We start from the raw sequence: 17,090 nt of genomic DNA, 5'->3' as shown, positions 1-17,090 counted from the left end.
TCTTAAATTTACAGGGTGAAGGACTATAAACCCAAGAAAACAGCGCGCTGGCGCAGTCGCATCCACGAGGTGATCTACGAGGCCGATACGGCCTCTGGTAAGACCTTTGACGTGATCTTGTTGATATTGATCGTACTCAGTATTGTCTTTGTGATGATGGAGAGTGTGGAATCTATAGACGCCAAGTATCATGACGAGCTGTATGTAGGCGAATGGATCATAACGATCTTTTTTTCGATTGAATACATTTTACGGATCATCAGTATCAAACGGCCGTCTCGCTATATCTTTAGCTTTTACGGCATCATAGACTTTCTAGCGACTATTCCCCTGTATTTATCGCTTTTTTTGGGAGGAACACAAGCCTTAGTGACGGTTCGTGCTTTGCGTTTGCTGCGGATATTTAGAATTCTAAAAGTGACGCGCTATGTAGGAGAATCCAATAAACTGGTACGTGCCATCCAGCATTCTTGGGCTAAGATCTCTATTTTTCTCTTTGCGGTACTCATTGTTTCTATCATTGCCGGAACGCTCATGTACTTTATAGAGGGCGAAGAAAGCGGTTTTAAGAACATTCCAATAAGTATCTATTGGTGTATCGTAACCCTAACTACTGTGGGTTATGGAGACATCGCACCGATTACGCCGCTTGGGCAATTCCTTTCTGCGCTGATCATGATCATGGGTTATGGGATCATTGCTGTTCCTACCGGAATTATCAGTGCTGAATATGCCAGAAATACTAAAGTAGTACATACCAATACCCAAAGTTGTTCCAACTGTGGTAAATCTGACCATAGAGATAATGCCAAGCATTGTTTTAACTGCGGAGAAGACTTGCACCCAAACGACGAATAATTAATGAGTGCTAATAGCCAAGGCGTACTGCTCTGTGTTGTAGGGCCAACAGCAATAGGCAAAACGGCTTTAGCTGTACAACTGGCCCAGCATTTCAATACAGAAATTATCTCTGCAGATTCCAGGCAATTCTTTAAAGAGATGTGCATAGGGACAGCAGTTCCGAGCCCTGAAGAGTTAGCGGCTGCGCCCCACCACTTCATTCAACACCTCAGTATTACCGATTCCTATTCTGTTGGAGATTTTGAGCGAGACGCCATTGCCCTATTAGATGAGTTATTCAAAGAGCACCCAGTGGTAGTCCTGGTAGGCGGCTCCGGACTCTATGTGGATGCAGTGACCAAGGGTTTAGATGAATTCCCAGAAATAGCTCCAGGAGTACGAGATGCGCTCAATCAGCAACTCAAAAATGAAGGAATAGCGAGCCTTCAAGATGAGCTGCAGCAAAAGGATCCGGAGTACTACAGCGAAGTTGACCTACAAAATCCGCATCGATTAATACGCGCTTTAGAAGTAATTCAACAAACTGGAAAGACCTTTAGCAGCTTTAGAAATCAGCAACCAAAACAAAGGGCATTCAAAACGATAAAGTTAGGCCTAACCGCAGAGCGGGAACTCATTTACGACCGCATTAACAGGCGCGTAGATATTATGATACAAGAAGGCCTCTTACAAGAAGTAAAAGGCCTGTTATCGTTTAAGGATCTCAACGCTTTACAAACGGTGGGTTATCGCGAACTGATCGGTCACTTGGAAACGGATACACCGCTACAGGACGCCATAGACGCTATAAAACAAAACACGAGGCGATTTGCCAAAAGGCAACTCACTTGGTTTAGAAAAGATCCTCAGATCCAATGGTTCGATTATCAAACTCCTACGGCCGAGATCGTCTCAGCCTTAGCAGCACAACATAAAGAACTACAAAGATCCTAGTTCTCTACTTCGTCTTTTACCACCAAACGGAATCCTTCTCCGTGAATGTTTAGAATCTCAACACCGTCGTCTTTGCTCAAATACTTACGCAGCTTAGCAATATAAACGTCCATTGAACGAGAGGTAAAATAGTTATCGTCTCTCCAGATCTTGGTCAAGGCTAATTCACGTGGCATAAGGTCGTTCTTGTGCAAGGCCAATAAGCGCAACAGATCGTTCTCTTTTGGAGAAAGCTTGCTTGGCTCCTCTTTGTTGTAAGACAAAAAGCGCAGTTTTGAATTCAAGTGGAACTTTCCGATCTGGAATTCGAACTGTTTGCTGTCCGATAAGGAATCTGTAGCCTTGCGTTGGATGATCGCCTTGATCTTCATTAAGAGTACCTCAGAGTCGAAAGGCTTGTTCAGATAGTCATCTGCTCCTACTTTATATCCTTTCAGGACATCCTCTTTAAGTGCCTTGGCGGTCAAGAAGATGATCGGCACGTCTTTGTTCTTTTCGCGAATCTCCTTAGCCAAAGTGAATCCGTCCTTATAAGGCATCATCACATCTAAGATGCAAAGATCGAAATTGTCTTTCTTGAACTTTTCGAAGCCTTCCATACCATTCTTGGCGTGGGTTACATCGTACTCGTTCATCGCTAGGTAGTCCTTAAGGACTGTTCCAAAATTCGGGTCGTCTTCGACCAATAAGATTTTTTTATTTTCCGTTTCCATAATTAAGAGATTAATTGAAATTTTATACTAAAGGTACTTCCCTTGCCGCGCTCACTTTCTACATAGACCGTTGCTTGATGGTCGTCCAAGATTCGTTTTACATAAGCCAGTCCAAGGCCGTGTCCTTTTACGTTGTGTATGTTTCCGGTATGTTCCCGGTAGAATTTTTCAAAGATTTGTTTTTGTGCCGATTTGGACATTCCTATCCCTTGGTCAACGATCTTGACCAAAATGGTATTCTTGCCCAATTCGGTATAAACGTCAATTTTAGGCGCTCCTTCTGAGTATTTGATCGCATTGTCAAGCATATTGACAAAAACGTTGGTCAGGTGGAAATCATTTCCTAAAATGGACGATTTCTGCGCATTGAAATGCGTTTTGATATATCCGCCTCTGTCCTCTACCATAAGAGAAACACTGGTAATAGCATCTTCTACTATGTCGTGTAGTTTTACTCTTTCTTTCTTTAGATTGATGGATTTGTTCTCCAAACGCGAAATACGCAGCACATTCTCCACTTGGGCATGCATACGCTTATTCTCATCGCGTATCATTTTTAGATAGCGCTGTTTAAAATCATCGTCTTGGGCCACTTTAGGATTCTTCAGAGCGTCTAGTGCCAAATTAATAGTGGCAATCGGCGTTTTGAATTCGTGGGTCATGTTGTTTATGAAATCCGTCTTGATCTGTGAGATCTGACGCTGACGAATAAGTTGAGAGATTGCATACCAATAAGCCAAAATGATAATGGCCGTGAACAGTATAGAAAGCACCGAGATCCCAACTATAGAACCAAAAAGTTCCTTGCGAGTGTTGTCAAAAGTGACAAACAACTGGTAATTGAAATTATCATTTTGATCGATAAACATCGGAACCCCAAATGTAGAGGGCGCATTTATATCAAAATCTCTGGAGCGGACCTTTGTTGCCAATTGATTACTGTATACCCCGTATTCATAACTGGTGCGCATCCCTTTTTTGCGAAGTTCTTTATCGATCATCCTTTCAATTAGCTCTGGGCTTACCCTTTGATGAATCGGGATCTTTTCAGAGACCTTGAGCGCTATTTCGGAAATAACTGCCATCTCAAGCTCGTTCATTCGCTTATAAGTCTTATTCTCCGACTTAATCGGTGCAGCGCCGTCTATCCCTGGAGTAATGGTAGTGGTAACCTGTTCGTTCACCAAGCTTCTAAAAGCGATTGAGTCCATGCCTATATCCAGAAAGCTTGGAGAAAGCTTATAATCGCGCTGGACAATACCGTTGCTGAATATAAAGACCTCATTCTTGTCTTCGTCAATACGGCGATAAACGATCTCTGTGATCTTAGTGGAATCCGGCTCTTCGAAGTTCTCTTCTAGGGCAACGATAGCATTGTAGATCTGCTCCTGTTCAAAAAGTTGTATGTCCTGAGAAACAGCGATCATCACCTGGCGAATATCTTTGGTGAATTGCTCCTGCTTGGTCTGGAAGGAATTATTGATCCAATACGCCTGCACGAAGATAATCCCCAATAGTGCAACGCTCATGAATACAATGAGTATGACAAACAGTCTTTTGTTCATTGTTCAAAAGTACCTCTTTTAAGGCCCGGGCCGTTTCCGTTTAACCAAATGTTAACAAAAATGTCCGTTCGTCTATTTTTTGAAGGAAATAAGCTGCTTATGGAGCGAATTTACTTGCTTTCTAGTCTCCTCAAGATCAATGTTTTCAATAACGAAGTCTGCGAGTGGTATTTTCTGCTCATCTGGCCATTGATGCTCCATTCTTGCTAAGACGGCTTCGCGGGTCGCTCCATCGCGTTTCATGACGCGTTCTAGTCTAGTTTCTAAAGGAGCCGTGACCAAGATATTCTTATCTGCTTGTTTGTAGCTTCCGTTTTCAAACAAGATCGCGGCTTCTTTGAGTACATAAGAACCTTCTTGCTCTTGCGCCCACTTGCTAAAGTCTCGCCCCACCGCAGGATGGACCAACTGATTGAGTTGTTGGAGCAATTCTGCATCGGCAAAGACCTTACTGGCAATAAAAGCACGATTGAGACGTCCGTCTGTTGTATAGGCTTCTTGACCGAGTAATGATTTAATTGATGCCACCAGGTCTTGATCTTGTACCATCAAGCGTTTGGCCCTATCGTCTGCGTAATAAACTGCGACTCCCAGAGCTTCAAAAAAGCGAGCAACAGTGGTTTTCCCACTTCCTATTCCTCCTGTAAGTCCAAGGATCATCATCTTATTGTATGGCAATAAATTCAATTTGATCTGGGCTTATACTTAAGCGTCGGGCTCCATCAGGGAAATCAATAAGTTCAGGGATCAGATACTTCCCGCCCGGTTCAACTTTAGACAGATCACAAACCACTTTAAAATCCGCCGGTTGTACAGATTTATAATCCGAAAAATTAATCGTGTATCGCACCGTTACCGACGAAGGAAACAACTGTATCCCTTGTTGCTGATCGTTCCCAACAAGTGTAATGGGCACGAGAACTTCGTTCTCGATGAACTCTTGCACTTCCATGCGATAGGTGACCTCTTCCGGGTCTACTTTAACCCCAGAAAGCTCCTTAGGTAGGTTTATCTTTAGTGTCCCTTCTATTCCCTCATCCAACTCCTTAAATGAGGCGGGTTCTGTCAGTAAGTTGGTGACTTTTAAAATCTGATTTTCCGGGCCTATTACAGTAACCGAATCCGGACTGATCGCTAAAGGAGCTAAATAAGAGTAACCCTCTTTAAATGTATAATCCACACGAGCCTGCACTGCCACTCTTCGCTGGCCCAAATCCCTTAGAGGAAGCTCTAAAGATGATTTATCTGTTAGCACGGTGACGGGATGCTTCAGTTGAATGGTCGCAAGGTTCTCTAAATTCTGCTTGGAGATCGTCCAGCGAGCTTGCTCATTCGGACTGATTGTACTAAGATCAATAGAAAGTTTAGGCTTGCTGAGCTTATAGTACAAAAACTCAAATCCAGAGGCACTCACTCGTATAGGGATCGTGCTTGCCGCATCACTGACCATGGTATTGGCAGGCATGTTCACAAACTCCACCTCAGCCTGAATATCTTGCTGGTATTGCTTGGAGAATTTGGTCAACACCCAGAAAAGCGTGGCCAAAATCAAAAAGAAAACAAAGGAATTGATATTTCCCTTGCCCGATTTATGTTTTTGTCGTTCTGCCGCCGTCATGGGTAAAAGTTACTTAAAAAATAGATGCGGAAATACCTGCTTCGGATCTTTCTTAAGCATGCGAACCTGCCAAAAACTTTTTAAGAATGCCATGCCGTAGCCATAGAATTGAACGCAAGTCGCCCACAGGGCCATAAGTCCTATACTAAGACTTTTGTTTAAGATGGTTGCATGTATGAGCAATAAGCAAAAATAGAAGGCATATAAAGCACCAAACCACCAATATCCGAGAATCAAAAAGATCAGGCTTGCCACTAAGCCCAAAATAAATAGTGTAGGGAACCAAAAGGTTATCTTTCTGGATTCCGGATGCCAAGTATTCAATATAGGTCTTACCAAACCAAACTTGGTCACCTGTTGTTTGAATTTTGACCAAGAGATCCTGCGCTTGTGAAATACTGCTGCACCAGCGATGAATCCGGTTTTGAATCCAGCTTTCTTTATCCGCCAAGAAAGGTCAGGATCTTCTCCAGGATGTATCTTGCCAAATCCGCCTACGGCAGCAAAGCACGCCTTGGAAATTCCCATATTGAAACTTCTTGGCTCAAAGTTTTGAACAGCTTTTTTCTTACCGCGAATACCTCCCGTGGTCAAAAAACTGGTCATACTGTAGTTTATGGCCTTTTGCAAATTGCTAAATGATTCATGCGCCGCATCGGCTCCTCCAAAACAATCCAAATAATCAGTCGTGAGTGCTGCCTCCACGACATCTAGATAATCTGCAGGCATGATCACATCAGAATCTAAAATTATGAAGTAATTACCCTTGGCGACTTTCATGCCATAATTCCTTGATGGGCCAGGACCGGAATTATCCTTGTAGTGATAATTTATAGTAAGCTTATCCTTATAGCGCTCTACAACAGCCTTACTGTCCTGTTGAGAACCATCTTCAATGATACAAACTTCAAAAGGTATATCCGTTGTAAAAGACACCATACTCGCTAAAAGCTCGTCGATCTCATCGGGACGATTATAAACTGGAATAATAAAACTGTAGGCTCTCTTCATGCTGACACAAAAGAACAATTTTTTAACCAATCGTGAAAAGTCTGAGAGACTTGAAAACAAAAAAAAAAGCCACCCAGTGGGTGGCTTTCCAAATTTCTTTGTTTTGTTTAGTCAGCTTACTGCTTGATCAAACGGTAAGAACCTTGTTGATCGTCAGACACTACGTTTACAATGTAAACTCCTGCCTTAAGAGCAGCAACGTTGATCTCTTGAGAAAGTGCGTTAGGAGCAACCTCAAGAACCTTTTGTCCAAGGATGTTGAAGAAAGTAACAGCTTGGATCTCATTCTGAGCTCTTACAGTTACTACATCAACAGCTGGGTTAGGAACCATGCTGAATCCAGCAATCTGGTTGTCATCAGTGCTAAGTACGTAGTCCAACGTAAAGTTGTCTACACCACCGTGCCATCCCCAGGCTCCGCCACCATCATCATAAGTCCAACGAACTTGGAAGTCTGCGTTAGAAGCTGTACCAGTGAAAGACTCAGAAAGAATGTCCGGAAGGTCAACATCGTAAACAGCGAGGGTTTCCCATCCAGCTCCTGCGTTTACTTCAGCAGTAAAAGTCTCACCAGAAGCAACTTCTTGGAACGCTACGTCATAAGTAATAGTTACACTACTTGTAACGCCGGTAAGATCGTATACATCAGAGAACAAAGTAGTGTTAGAAGCATCAGCTCCGTTACCACAAGCGTCATCGTCAAAGTACATTGCTGGAGTAGCGAAATCTGGACCAGTTGGCATATCAGCACCATTGAACCAGTCACAAGATCCGGTGTTCACTGCAGTAGACCATCCTGCTGGTAGACCAGCATCAAAGTCTTCTGTTACAACTTGTGCAGTCATTCCAGCTGAGAATAATGCCGCACAAAACAATAAAGTAATTTTTTTCATATCACATGATTTAGTTTAAACTTAAACTCAAAGTTACACTAATATTTAATATAACCAAATTCTATGTGCAATTAGGAATATCTATTTTATTCCTCCTTCATAAAGGCTTCCATTACTTCATTGCTCACTCCAGTATTGGAGAAGCCGCCATCGTTATAAAGATTCTGCAACGTAACTCTTTTTGTCAAGTCACTAAACAGGCTTACCGTATAGTTCGCACAGTCTAATGCCGTTGCATTTCCTAAAGGAGACATTTTCTCGGCATACGCAATGAATCCATCGAATCCTTTAACTCCTTGTCCGGCAGTTGTAGGGGTTGGAGACTGAGAAATAGTATTCACTCTAACTTTCTTGTCCTTTCCGAAGAAATAACCAAAGCTACGCGCAATGGATTCCAAATAGGCCTTATTGTCTGCCATATCGTTATAATCTGGGAAAACACGTTGGGCTGCCATATAACTCAGCGCCACTATACTCCCCCATTCATTCATGGCGTCTTTTTGATAAAGCGTCTGCATAACCTTGTGGAAAGACAGCGCAGAAACGTCCCAACCTTTGTGGGTCCAATCGTATTTCTGATCGGTATAGGCTTTGCCTTTTCTCACGTTTACAGACATTCCAATAGAATGGAGTACAAAATCTAATTTGCCGCCTAGGGCTTCCATTGCTCCGTCGACAAGCTTTTCCAGATCCTCTAAAGACGTAGCATCTGCCGGGATGATCTGAGAATTGGTCTTTTCTGCCAGGGCATTGATCTGCCCCATGCGCATGGCAATTGGAGCGTTAGTAAGCACAAAGCTTCCGCCTTCTTCGTGTACTCTTTCTGCAGTTTTCCAGGCTATGGAGTTCTCATCCAAGGCGCCAAAAATAATTCCCTTTTTTCCAGCTAATAAATTGTAAGACATAGGTTGGTGTTTTATGCGGTCAAAAATAGTTAATTCATTAATTCTTTCGCGTGATTCAATGCGGTTTCGGACAATTGTTGCCCGCCGAGCATTTGCGCTATCTCTACCACGCGTTCTTCTTGTGTTAGCGCTTTCATTTGTGTGCTCACACCCATATCGGTGTCTCGCTTGTAAACTTTAAAGTGATGATTCCCTTTTGCTGCAACCTGTGGCAGATGGGTAATGCTCACCAATTGCATGGACCTAGACATCTGTTGCATGATATCTGCAATGCGGTTGGCCACCTCTCCGGATACTCCTGTATCGATCTCGTCAAAGATCAAAGTTGCCAAATTGGTGTGTTTGGCCATAAGTGCCTTTAAAGCCAGCATAACTCGTGAAAGCTCTCCGCCCGAGGCTATTTTTTGCAAAGGCCCTGGTGCTATACCTTTATTTGCACTAAAAAGGAACGACAGATTTTCGTGTCCGTAATTATTCGGCGCTGCAACCTCTTGGGCTACCACAAAATTCGCTGCAGGCATCTCTAACATTTGCAGCTGTTTGTTCACGGTTTCGCAAACTTGTGGGATGACTGCTTTTCTCGCTTTGAACAATTGGTCTGCGTAGCTGTCCATTGTTGTTTTAGCGGCTTGTAATTTTTGCTGCGCAGCCTTTAGTTGGTCCGATTGATCTTCTACCAAAGTAACCAGTTGCTCTAACTCGTGTCGCTTTGCAATTAACTCCTCCACTGTAGTTGCGGCGTGTTTGCGTTTTAAATCGTAGAGGCTACGGGTAATCTCTTCCAAACTTGCTAAGCGCTCTGGGTCGCTCTCGATTTGTTCTTGTTGCTCGAACAAATGCGACTCCAAGTCCTCCAACTCTATTTGCAAGGACAACATACGCTCCGCGGCTTCTTTGAATAAGGGAGATACCTTGGCCAGTTGTTGTAACTGTTGGTTGGCCGCAGCCAGCCCTACACTAGCACCCACATCTTCGGCACTCAGCGCTTGAAGCACTCCGCCTAAGAGCTCTTGGATCCGCTCTACATTAGACAGGGTTTCGTATTCCTGATCTATCGCGGCTTCGTCTAATTTATCTAATTGAAGTTCTTGCAATTCTGAGAGCAAGAATTTATTGTAATCAAATTCTTTATGGGCAGCAGCCTGGGCTTCCTTAAGTGTTTCTAGTGCCTTGTTGGCCTCTTTGTAAGCGGTAAAAGACGATCTGTAAGCCGACAACAATTCTTGGTTTCCTGCGATCAGATCTATCAGCTCGAACTTAAAGGCAGTGGTGTTTACTGCAGACTGTTGCCCTTGACTGTGTATATCTATAAGGTGAACCCCTAGCGCGTTCAACACTTGTAAGTTCACTGGAGTATCATTGACAAAGGCCCTAGACTTACCCGAGGCTAGAAGTTCTCTGCGAATTATGGTATGCGTGTCAAAATCCAGGTCTTGGGTTTTAAAAAAATCCACGAGCTGAAACTTACTCAGATCGAAATGGCCTTCTATGACGCTTTTCTGAGATTTATCCTTAATGCTTTCCATGTCGGCACGCTGACCTAACAAAAGCCCAAGAGCTCCCAAGATGATGGATTTACCCGCTCCGGTCTCTCCGGTGATCACCGTAAAACCAGCTCCAAAATCGACCGATAACTGATCGATAAGGGCGTAATTCTTTATGGATAATGATTGGATCAAGCGTTCAAAAGCATTAAACGAAATCTGAAAAAATAAAGATAAGAAAGACTCCGCTTAAAAAAGCACTTTGAAGCGTTTAATATCGGATGTCTTCCCAGCTAGCTCGCTTGGTAGGCGCCATGCGATTTAGGTCTTCCACCAATTTGGCGATATCTACACGAGGGCCACCACTAAAGACCTTACTGATCTCATTCTCTTTGGCGTCGAAGAAGGTTCTGAGCAAGAATGAATTCGGACGTCGGTCGTTGATCATGCGCAGGCGACTCAAACTCTCGGACATGATCTCTTTGGCTTTCTTCGGATCTTCGTGCATCACGTCTAAACCTAAGCGGTGATAGTCGTACATGACATTGTGAAACTCTGCAAAGACATTAGACAACAAGGCATCGTTATAACGGAAACGGGATTGCACCCCATCGGTAGCCTTCCATCCTAAGAAATTAGAAGAAGCTGCCGTATTGACTATCTGCTTAGCTACCTGAAAATAAGGAATACCTCCGTTTCTGCTGAATGTAGCAGCGTCGAGCCCAATAACTGTATACACGTGAAAAGCAACCACAGAGATCAAATTAGAATCGAAACTGTTCGGGTTGAAGTTCAAGGGCTGAAACTCTCTGTAGGTAAAAGAGAACTGCTTGTCGTTATAATTGTAAACTGGCGAATTGTAAGAAGACCCATAAGCCGGACGCGAAGACTGTACTTGTAGCGTGGCCGTGAAATCATCACCATCATAATCGGTAACCACGATCACCAGATTCATGTCTATGCGCTCTTGCGTAGCCATTTTCATGGTGGTCCATTGGTATTCGTTCACAAACTCTGCGATCTGATTCTCTAAGGTCTTGAAAATCTGTAGATCTGCTCGTGCCGTTTGCTCGGCATTCACAGTGACCGTACAACGGATCTCTTGTGCTGTAACACTTAAACTAAAGATGGTGCAAAGTATAAATAGAAGTCTTCTCATTGCTGCTTAATAATGTAATCGAGGATGTCTACAGCGACTGCTGCCTTATCCTTTAGATCAAACGGCAAAACGGCGCCGTTCTTATCTATAAAGGTGACTTTGTTGGTTTTGGATTTAAAACCGGCCCCTTCGTCTCTGAGCGAATTTAGTATAATTAAATCTAAATTCTTTTTCTCCAGCTTCTTTTTTGCGTTGTCTAGTTCATTCTGAGTTTCTAAGGCAAATCCGACCAAGTATTGCTGCTTTTTTTGGCTACCGGCCCAGCCGAGTATGTCTTGTGTCTTCTCTAGTTTTATATCTAGAGAATCTCCTGTTTTCTTGATCTTTTCTTGAGCTGGGTCTATTGGTCTGTAATCGGCCACAGCAGCGGCGAAGATCCCTATATCTATCTTGGCATAATGGGATTGTACGGCATCAAACATCTCCGCAGCACTTACAACTCGGATCAGATTCACGCGCTTATTTTCTAATTGAATAGCAGACGGCCCACTGACCAAGGTAACCTCGGCCCCAAGAGCCGCAGCTCGCTCCGCGATCTTGTAACCCATAAGTCCGCTGGAATGATTCCCGACAAATCGCACCGGGTCTATAGCTTCATAGGTAGGTCCAGCAGTAATTAGAACACGTTTGCCTTTTAAGGGCAATCCTTGGCTGATGTATTCTTCTAAAAAAGAAACGATCTCTTCTGGTTCGGCCATGCGTCCTTGCCCCACCAATCCGCTAGCCAGCTCACCGTGTGCGGCAGGTATCTGAATGTTCCCAAAACCGTTAAGAGTATCGAAAGTGTTCTGCGTAGAAGGGTGCTTGTACATATCCAGATCCATAGCCGGAGCGTACAAAACTGGGCATTTGGCAGATAAGTAAACAGCCAAAAGCAAATTATCGCAAACTCCAGTGGCCATTTTAGCCAAAGTATTTGCGGTAGCAGGAGCGATCAGTAAATAGTCGGCCCAAAGACCGAGCTCTACGTGATTGTTCCATTGGGCGTTTTCATCTTCCTCATTGGTGAAAGACGAATAGACCTCATTCTTAGATAAAGTAGAAAGGGTAAGCGGCGTAACAAAGTCTTTGGCCGCCGGAGTCATCACCACGCGCACCTCTGCGTCAGCTTTGACCAACAAACGTACTAGCCAAGCTGTTTTATAGGCAGCGATACCGGCGGTTACCCCCAGTAAGATTCGCTTTCCTTTTAAAACAGACATGATCCCGATTGATTAGGCCTCGTCCTCTTGGGTGTTGCGGTGGTAGATCTTGTCTTCTAGCCACTCCTGTACTGCCAAAGCGTGTGGCTTAGGAAGTTTTTCGTAGAACTTAGATACTTCGATCTGCTCTTTGTTTTCAAAGATCTCTTCTAGAGAATCATTGTAGGTCGCAAACTCGTCCAGTTTTTCCAACAACTCTTTTTTGATCTCCGCGTTGATCTGCGTAGCACGCTTAGAGATAATAGAGATAGCCTCGTAAATGTTGTTGGTAGGCGCATCTACCAAGTTTTTGTCAATGGTAGTGGTGTTGATAGGCGCGTCTAATTTCTTTAAATTCATCATATGTGCTAACCTTAAGATTTTGTTTCAGTGTTAATGGCTTCCAAGCGAGCTTCGATATCTTGGTTGATCTCATCTGCCGCTTCTCTAAACTCGGAATCCGCAAAGTATTTCATAAAGCTGTTGTAATAGTCCTTAGCTGCGCGCAAACGCTCTGGCACTAAGGTCTCAAAACTGTTGATCGCCAACTTGTACTCCGACTCCATGCGCATGTAGAACGCTTCTGCTCTATATTCGCTACCCGGATAGTCTGTCGCAAAGTTGTCATAAGCTTCGATAGCCGATTTATAATCTTCGCGGTGGTAGTATGATTTGGCGATACGGATCGCTTTATATTCCAATTTTGTATTGAGTTCGTCTACCAAACCATTGGCCTCTTGCAGGTAATCGGAATCAGGAAACTGATCGATAAAACCTTGAAGCTTTTCCAATGCGGTATAGGTGTCTTCTTGATCTAAGGAGTACCTCGGAGATAACTCGTAATAACTTTTAGCTCCTTTGTAAGCCGCCTCTTGAACACGATCACTGTTTGGGTAAGATCGGACAAAACGCTCAAACTGATATCCGGACAAATAAAAATCTCCCAATTGGAAATAGGTATCTGCGTAAAAGAACATCAATCGTTCTGCCTGTGGCTTTCCGCGATAGGCAGGCACTATCTCTTCCATGAGCTTTAGCGCCTTTCTGTATTTACCGACTTGATACAGGGAATCTGCAAAGCGATATTTAGCCGCTACATCATCCGATTTATAGACTTTCTGAAAAGGCGAACAGGCGCCCACCAATAAGAGGGCTGCCAACGCTAAAAGGTAATATTTGTTTTTGTTTAAAAACATCCTGCAAAATTAGTTAATTCTTCGAGATTACAAAACTGTGGACCGCACGAAGCTAAAACTCTCTAGCCCTTGTGCCATGCGGATTGTGAAAAGTTTAACTCCGTGCTAAAAATCACTTAAAAAATCTCCGAGTCGCGCTTTGAGTCCAGAACTGGCAGAAACCAATGGCAAGCGCACCGTGTCGGTACAGATTCCACGGTGTTCTAACAAGGCTTTAATTCCCGCAGGATTACCCTCTTCAAAGATCATATCTATTGCCGGCATGAGTTGATATTGCAGCGCTCGCGCCTGCTCGTTATGGCCTGCTCTAGCCAAACGAACCATAGCCGAGAATTCGGCGGGCATTCCTTCTCCAATAACAGAGATCACCCCTGCACCTCCAGCTAAGACCATAGGTAAGGTGATCATATCGTCTCCGGAGATCACTAAGAAATCTTCCGGCGTTTGACGCATAAGCTCCATGGCCTGAACAATATCACCCGCAGCCTCCTTTATGGCGACGATATTGTCAAAATCCGCAGCCAATCGAGCAACAGTCGCTGCCGCCATATTAGAAGAGGTTCTACCCGGAACATTGTATAAGATGATCGGTTTGGTGGTCGCCTTGGCAACAGCTTCGAAATGACGATATATACCTTCTTGAGTAGGTTTGTTGTAGTAAGGCGATACCGATAAAACGGCTGTGTATGCGCTAAGATCAGTTTCCTGAAGCTCTGCAACAACGGCCGCAGTATTATTGCCTCCTATACCCAATACCTCGGGCACGCGTCCGCCATTGGCCGCCGAAATGCAAGCCTTCACCTTTTCCTTTTCGGCCTTAGTTAGCGTAGCTGATTCCGCAGTAGTACCTAGAACCACTAAATAGTCTACACCATTTTCTATGTTAAAATCCACCAAGGCCTTTAAAGCCTTTAGATCCAGGTTTCCCTGAGCGTCAAATGGAGTGATCAGCGCCACTCCTGTTCCAATTAGTTCTTGCATAATTTGTTTGGCCTCAAGGGCAAAGTTTCAATATGGTCAAGTATTTTATCAATTCGTTCTCAAAGGCAGCCCAATCTCCCTTTGGTGTATCTATTATCAAGTCATAAAGTGCTTCATTACCACCTGCAGTGCCCACGCGAAAGGCATTGGGCTTACTCGCAATAAGATTGTCGAGCAATGGATTTTCGCTCCAATAATAAGCGACGATCAGATCAAAATCTTTGGCCTGAAAGGCGGCAGCATCGTCAGTGAGGAGTTTTCCCTGCCAACCAAAATGCTTTTTACACCATTGCTCAGGGCCGAGTTCTTCCGGCTTAATGCCCGTAGTAAACTCGCGAAACCAAATATCGGCCACTGGCAGTTGCAGTTTCTTTGCCAGACTAGCTACTGCTTGCGCATTAACTGTCAAACCGTTTTGGGAAAGCAACAGAACACTCTGTAATTGCCCAGTGGGAAGCTCGCGTTTCTGTTGGCCTATCGCCTTGCGCAACTGTTTTAAGACACTTCTTTGTTTTAACGCTCCTATCATGGTTTATTGCCCAAGTTTAGCCAAGAATTCGTCTTCGGTTATTAGTGCAACTCCAAGGGATTCAGCCTTGGTACGCTTTGAAGGACCCATTTTATCTCCGGCAACCACGTAGGTGGTTTTGGACGAGATAGAACTCGATACCTTTCCGCCATTATCTTCGATCAATTTTTTAAGTTCGGTTCGAGACACTCTAGCGAATACTCCAGAGACTACCACCACATCTCCTTTTAGCAGTTCTGTTTGATTGGCCAGCACCTGCTCAGACAATTCCAATTGCAGCCCGTACTGTCTCAATCTGTCAATTAACTCTTGATGCTTCGGATCTGAGAACCATTCCACTACGCTTTGCGCAATTGCCGATCCTATCTCATCTACAGCCTGCAGATCGTCTAGACCTGCTGCTGCAAGTGCGGTAATCGACTTATAATGCTTAGCCAGCTTTTTAGCCACTGTCTCTCCAACATAGCGTATACCTAGAGCAAACAATACCCGCTCAAAAGGTATCTCCTTGCTTTTGGCTACCCCTTGCACCAAATTCTCAGCACTCTTTTGCGCCATCCTTTCTAAAGGAAGTAATTGGTCTACACGCAGTGTGTACAGATCGGCATAATTGTTTATAAGCCCTTCTTTGACCAACAAGGCAACTGTCTCTCCACCTAGGCCCTCTATATCCATGGCTTTGCGAGAAATGAAATGCTGTATCTTCCCAACTATTTGCGGAAAGCACCCCAACTCATTCGGGCAGTAATGTAGGGCCTCATCGGCTTGTCTGATAAGTGGGGTCTGGCATTCCGGACAGTCTGTTATGTATTGCGTCGGACTGGATTCTGCCGGGCGTTGACTTAAATCTACCCCAACGATCTTTGGAATGATCTCCCCTCCTTTTTCTACGTAGACCGTATCGCCTTCGCGTATATCGAGCTTAGCTATCTGATCCGCATTGTGCAACGAAGCTCTTTTCACTATGGTCCCAGCTAGATCGACAGGTTCTAAGTTTGCCACTGGCGTTATTGCTCCTGTACGGCCAACTTGATAGGTGATGGTATGTAAAACAGAAGAAGCTTGTTCTGCTTTAAACTTATAAGCCATGGCCCATCGGGGCGCTTTGGCCGTATAACCCAACTCCTCTTGTTGTCTCAAACTATTCACCTTGATAACTACCCCGTCGGTTTCATAAGGCAAGTCGTGTCTGGCCGAATCCCAATGATTTACAAAGGCAATCACCTCATCTATATTCTTGGCCAAAACGGCATGAGGTGGAACCTTAAAACCCCAAGAATTGGCCTTTTGCAAGCTTTCAAATTGAGTTTCTATATTGAGATTGTTTCCCACTACGCTGTACAAGAGGCATTCCAATGGTCTTTTAGCCACCTCTGCACTATCCTGAAGTTTTAAACTTCCACTGGCAGTATTTCTGGGGTTGCGATAAGGCTCTTCTCCAGCGGCGATACGCTGGGCGTTCATAGCTTCAAAGCCAGCAAAGGGAAGAACGATCTCTCCTCGAATATCAAAGCGCGCCGGATAGTCCCCGCGCAATTGCAAGGGCACAGATTTTATAGTTCTGATGTTCGTGGTGACCTCATCGCCCTGAACGCCATCACCGCGAGTCACAGCTTTCTCAAGTTTACCGTCTTGGTAGGTCAGGCTAATGGAAGCACCGTCATACTTCAGCTCACAGGTGTATTCCACCGGACCGTCTACGGCTTTTTTAATGCGCTTTTCCCAATCTAACAGATCATCCTTAGAATAAGAATTATCTAAGGAATACATGCGGTGTTCGTGCACCAAAGTGTTGAAATTCTTGGTTACCTGCCCGCCAACGCGCAAACTGGGAGAATTAGGATCGTAAAATTCCGGATGAGCAGCTTCTAACTCTTGAAGTTGTTTGAGCTTGGTATCGAATTCAAAATCAGAGATGACGGGCGCATCCAAGACATAATAATTGTAATTATGCCCTCTAAGCTCCGCGCGCAATTGTTCGATTTGCTGCTGAATATCCATCAAAAAAGTCTTTCTCCAAAAATAAGAAAGCTATAGGTTTTAATCTGCCTTGACAGCGGC

17 protein-coding genes are annotated in these 17,090 nt (G+C 44.1%); 2 read left to right on the top strand and 15 right to left on the bottom strand.

From position 1 onward, the window contains the following. The first annotated feature begins 15 nt into the window (after positions 1–15). Together BTO09_RS11560 and miaA are read left to right on the top strand one after the other, a co-directional pair. Positions 16–858: an ion transporter gene (locus tag BTO09_RS11560; protein ID WP_087524927.1), complete on the top strand. Its 843-nt coding sequence runs from the start codon at positions 16–18 to the stop codon at positions 856–858. Between the two features lie 3 nt (positions 859–861). Then, positions 862–1,794, top strand: a complete 933-nt coding sequence (gene miaA / locus BTO09_RS11555) for a tRNA (adenosine(37)-N6)-dimethylallyltransferase MiaA (RefSeq protein ID WP_087524926.1) — start codon at positions 862–864, stop codon at positions 1,792–1,794. Here miaA and BTO09_RS11550 read toward each other — a convergent pair. The 15 genes from BTO09_RS11550 to ligA form a co-directional block, all read right to left on the bottom strand. Beyond that, positions 1,791–2,507: a response regulator transcription factor gene (locus tag BTO09_RS11550; protein ID WP_087524925.1), complete on the bottom strand. Its 717-nt coding sequence runs from the start codon at positions 2,505–2,507 to the stop codon at positions 1,791–1,793. The two genes, miaA and BTO09_RS11550, sit on opposite strands and share 4 nt — an antisense overlap. Before the next feature lie 2 nt (positions 2,508–2,509). Then, positions 2,510–4,072: a sensor histidine kinase KdpD gene (locus BTO09_RS11545; RefSeq protein WP_087524924.1), complete on the bottom strand. Its 1,563-nt coding sequence runs from the start codon at positions 4,070–4,072 to the stop codon at positions 2,510–2,512. A 72-nt stretch (positions 4,073–4,144) separates the two neighbouring features. Beyond that, positions 4,145–4,750, bottom strand: a complete 606-nt coding sequence (coaE, locus tag BTO09_RS11540; protein WP_369826874.1) for a dephospho-CoA kinase — start codon at positions 4,748–4,750, stop codon at positions 4,145–4,147. Then, positions 4,737–5,690 (bottom strand): CdaR family protein, encoded by a 954-nt coding sequence (locus BTO09_RS11535; RefSeq protein WP_087524922.1) that lies wholly within the window; start codon positions 5,688–5,690, stop codon positions 4,737–4,739. Before BTO09_RS11535 ends, coaE begins: the two co-directional genes overlap by 14 nt. A gap of 9 nt (positions 5,691–5,699) precedes the next feature. Beyond that, entirely contained in the window at positions 5,700–6,701 is a 1,002-nt protein-coding gene (locus BTO09_RS11530) for a glycosyltransferase family 2 protein (RefSeq protein ID WP_087524921.1), read from the bottom strand. Between the two features lie 116 nt (positions 6,702–6,817). After that, the gene (locus BTO09_RS11525; protein ID WP_087524920.1) at positions 6,818–7,594 is read right to left on the bottom strand and encodes a T9SS type A sorting domain-containing protein; all 777 of its coding nucleotides are present in this window, start codon (positions 7,592–7,594) and stop codon (positions 6,818–6,820) included. An 86-nt stretch (positions 7,595–7,680) separates the two neighbouring features. Continuing rightward, positions 7,681–8,499 (bottom strand): enoyl-ACP reductase, encoded by an 819-nt coding sequence (locus tag BTO09_RS11520; RefSeq protein WP_087524919.1) that lies wholly within the window; start codon positions 8,497–8,499, stop codon positions 7,681–7,683. 29 nt (positions 8,500–8,528) lie between these two features. After that, a complete protein-coding gene (gene recN / locus BTO09_RS11515) occupies positions 8,529–10,178 on the bottom strand; it encodes a DNA repair protein RecN (protein ID WP_157663495.1) in 1,650 nt (549 codons plus the stop codon). Between the two features lie 76 nt (positions 10,179–10,254). Then, positions 10,255–11,142, bottom strand: coding sequence for a DUF4835 family protein (locus BTO09_RS11510; protein ID WP_087524917.1), 888 nt, complete (start codon positions 11,140–11,142; stop codon positions 10,255–10,257). Next, on the bottom strand, positions 11,139–12,344 hold the full coding sequence (gene coaBC, locus BTO09_RS11505) for a bifunctional phosphopantothenoylcysteine decarboxylase/phosphopantothenate--cysteine ligase CoaBC (RefSeq protein ID WP_087524916.1): 1,206 nt from the start codon (positions 12,342–12,344) through the stop codon (positions 11,139–11,141). The genes BTO09_RS11510 and coaBC overlap by 4 nt, the downstream gene beginning before the upstream one ends. A 12-nt stretch (positions 12,345–12,356) precedes the next feature. Continuing rightward, positions 12,357–12,683: a DNA-directed RNA polymerase subunit omega gene (locus BTO09_RS11500; protein ID WP_087524915.1), complete on the bottom strand. Its 327-nt coding sequence runs from the start codon at positions 12,681–12,683 to the stop codon at positions 12,357–12,359. A 14-nt stretch (positions 12,684–12,697) separates the two neighbouring features. After that, a complete protein-coding gene (locus tag BTO09_RS11495; protein WP_087524914.1) occupies positions 12,698–13,519 on the bottom strand; it encodes an outer membrane protein assembly factor BamD in 822 nt (273 codons plus the stop codon). Positions 13,520–13,624: 105 nt separating this feature from the next. Then, positions 13,625–14,500, bottom strand: coding sequence for a 4-hydroxy-tetrahydrodipicolinate synthase (gene dapA / locus BTO09_RS11490; RefSeq protein ID WP_087524913.1), 876 nt, complete (start codon positions 14,498–14,500; stop codon positions 13,625–13,627). Positions 14,501–14,513: 13 nt separating this feature from the next. After that, complete coding sequence (locus BTO09_RS11485) at positions 14,514–15,029, bottom strand: hypothetical protein (RefSeq protein ID WP_087524912.1); 516 nt, start codon at positions 15,027–15,029, stop codon at positions 14,514–14,516. Between the two features lie 3 nt (positions 15,030–15,032). Beyond that, on the bottom strand, positions 15,033–17,030 hold the full coding sequence (ligA, locus tag BTO09_RS11480) for an NAD-dependent DNA ligase LigA (RefSeq protein WP_087524911.1): 1,998 nt from the start codon (positions 17,028–17,030) through the stop codon (positions 15,033–15,035). Positions 17,031–17,090: the final 60 nt, after the last annotated feature.

The organism is Gilvibacter sp. SZ-19, from assembly GCF_002163875.1.
Classification (GTDB): Bacteria; Bacteroidota; Bacteroidia; order Flavobacteriales; family Flavobacteriaceae; genus Gilvibacter.
This window is presented reverse-complemented; position numbering and strand designations above follow the sequence as displayed.

Bases quoted from the DNA above. Each gene is read 5' to 3' on its own strand.
- miaA (WP_087524926.1), top strand. From the start codon at position 862: ATGAGTGCTAATAGCCAAGGCGTACTGCTCTGTGTTGTAGGGCCAACA.
- BTO09_RS11550 (WP_087524925.1), bottom strand. From the start codon at position 2,507: ATGGAAACGGAAAATAAAAAAATCTTATTGGTCGAAGACGACCCGAAT.
- BTO09_RS11545 (WP_087524924.1), bottom strand. From the start codon at position 4,072: ATGAACAAAAGACTGTTTGTCATACTCATTGTATTCATGAGCGTTGCA.
- BTO09_RS11535 (WP_087524922.1), bottom strand. From the start codon at position 5,690: ATGACGGCGGCAGAACGACAAAAACATAAATCGGGCAAGGGAAATATC.
- BTO09_RS11530 (WP_087524921.1), bottom strand. From the start codon at position 6,701: ATGAAGAGAGCCTACAGTTTTATTATTCCAGTTTATAATCGTCCCGAT.
- BTO09_RS11525 (WP_087524920.1), bottom strand. From the start codon at position 7,594: ATGAAAAAAATTACTTTATTGTTTTGTGCGGCATTATTCTCAGCTGGA.
- BTO09_RS11520 (WP_087524919.1), bottom strand. From the start codon at position 8,499: ATGTCTTACAATTTATTAGCTGGAAAAAAGGGAATTATTTTTGGCGCC.
- BTO09_RS11510 (WP_087524917.1), bottom strand. From the start codon at position 11,142: ATGAGAAGACTTCTATTTATACTTTGCACCATCTTTAGTTTAAGTGTT.
- coaBC (WP_087524916.1), bottom strand. From the start codon at position 12,344: ATGTCTGTTTTAAAAGGAAAGCGAATCTTACTGGGGGTAACCGCCGGT.
- BTO09_RS11500 (WP_087524915.1), bottom strand. From the start codon at position 12,683: ATGAATTTAAAGAAATTAGACGCGCCTATCAACACCACTACCATTGAC.
- BTO09_RS11495 (WP_087524914.1), bottom strand. From the start codon at position 13,519: ATGTTTTTAAACAAAAACAAATATTACCTTTTAGCGTTGGCAGCCCTC.
- dapA (WP_087524913.1), bottom strand. From the start codon at position 14,500: ATGCAAGAACTAATTGGAACAGGAGTGGCGCTGATCACTCCATTTGAC.
- BTO09_RS11485 (WP_087524912.1), bottom strand. From the start codon at position 15,029: ATGATAGGAGCGTTAAAACAAAGAAGTGTCTTAAAACAGTTGCGCAAG.
- ligA (WP_087524911.1), bottom strand. From the start codon at position 17,030: ATGGATATTCAGCAGCAAATCGAACAATTGCGCGCGGAGCTTAGAGGG.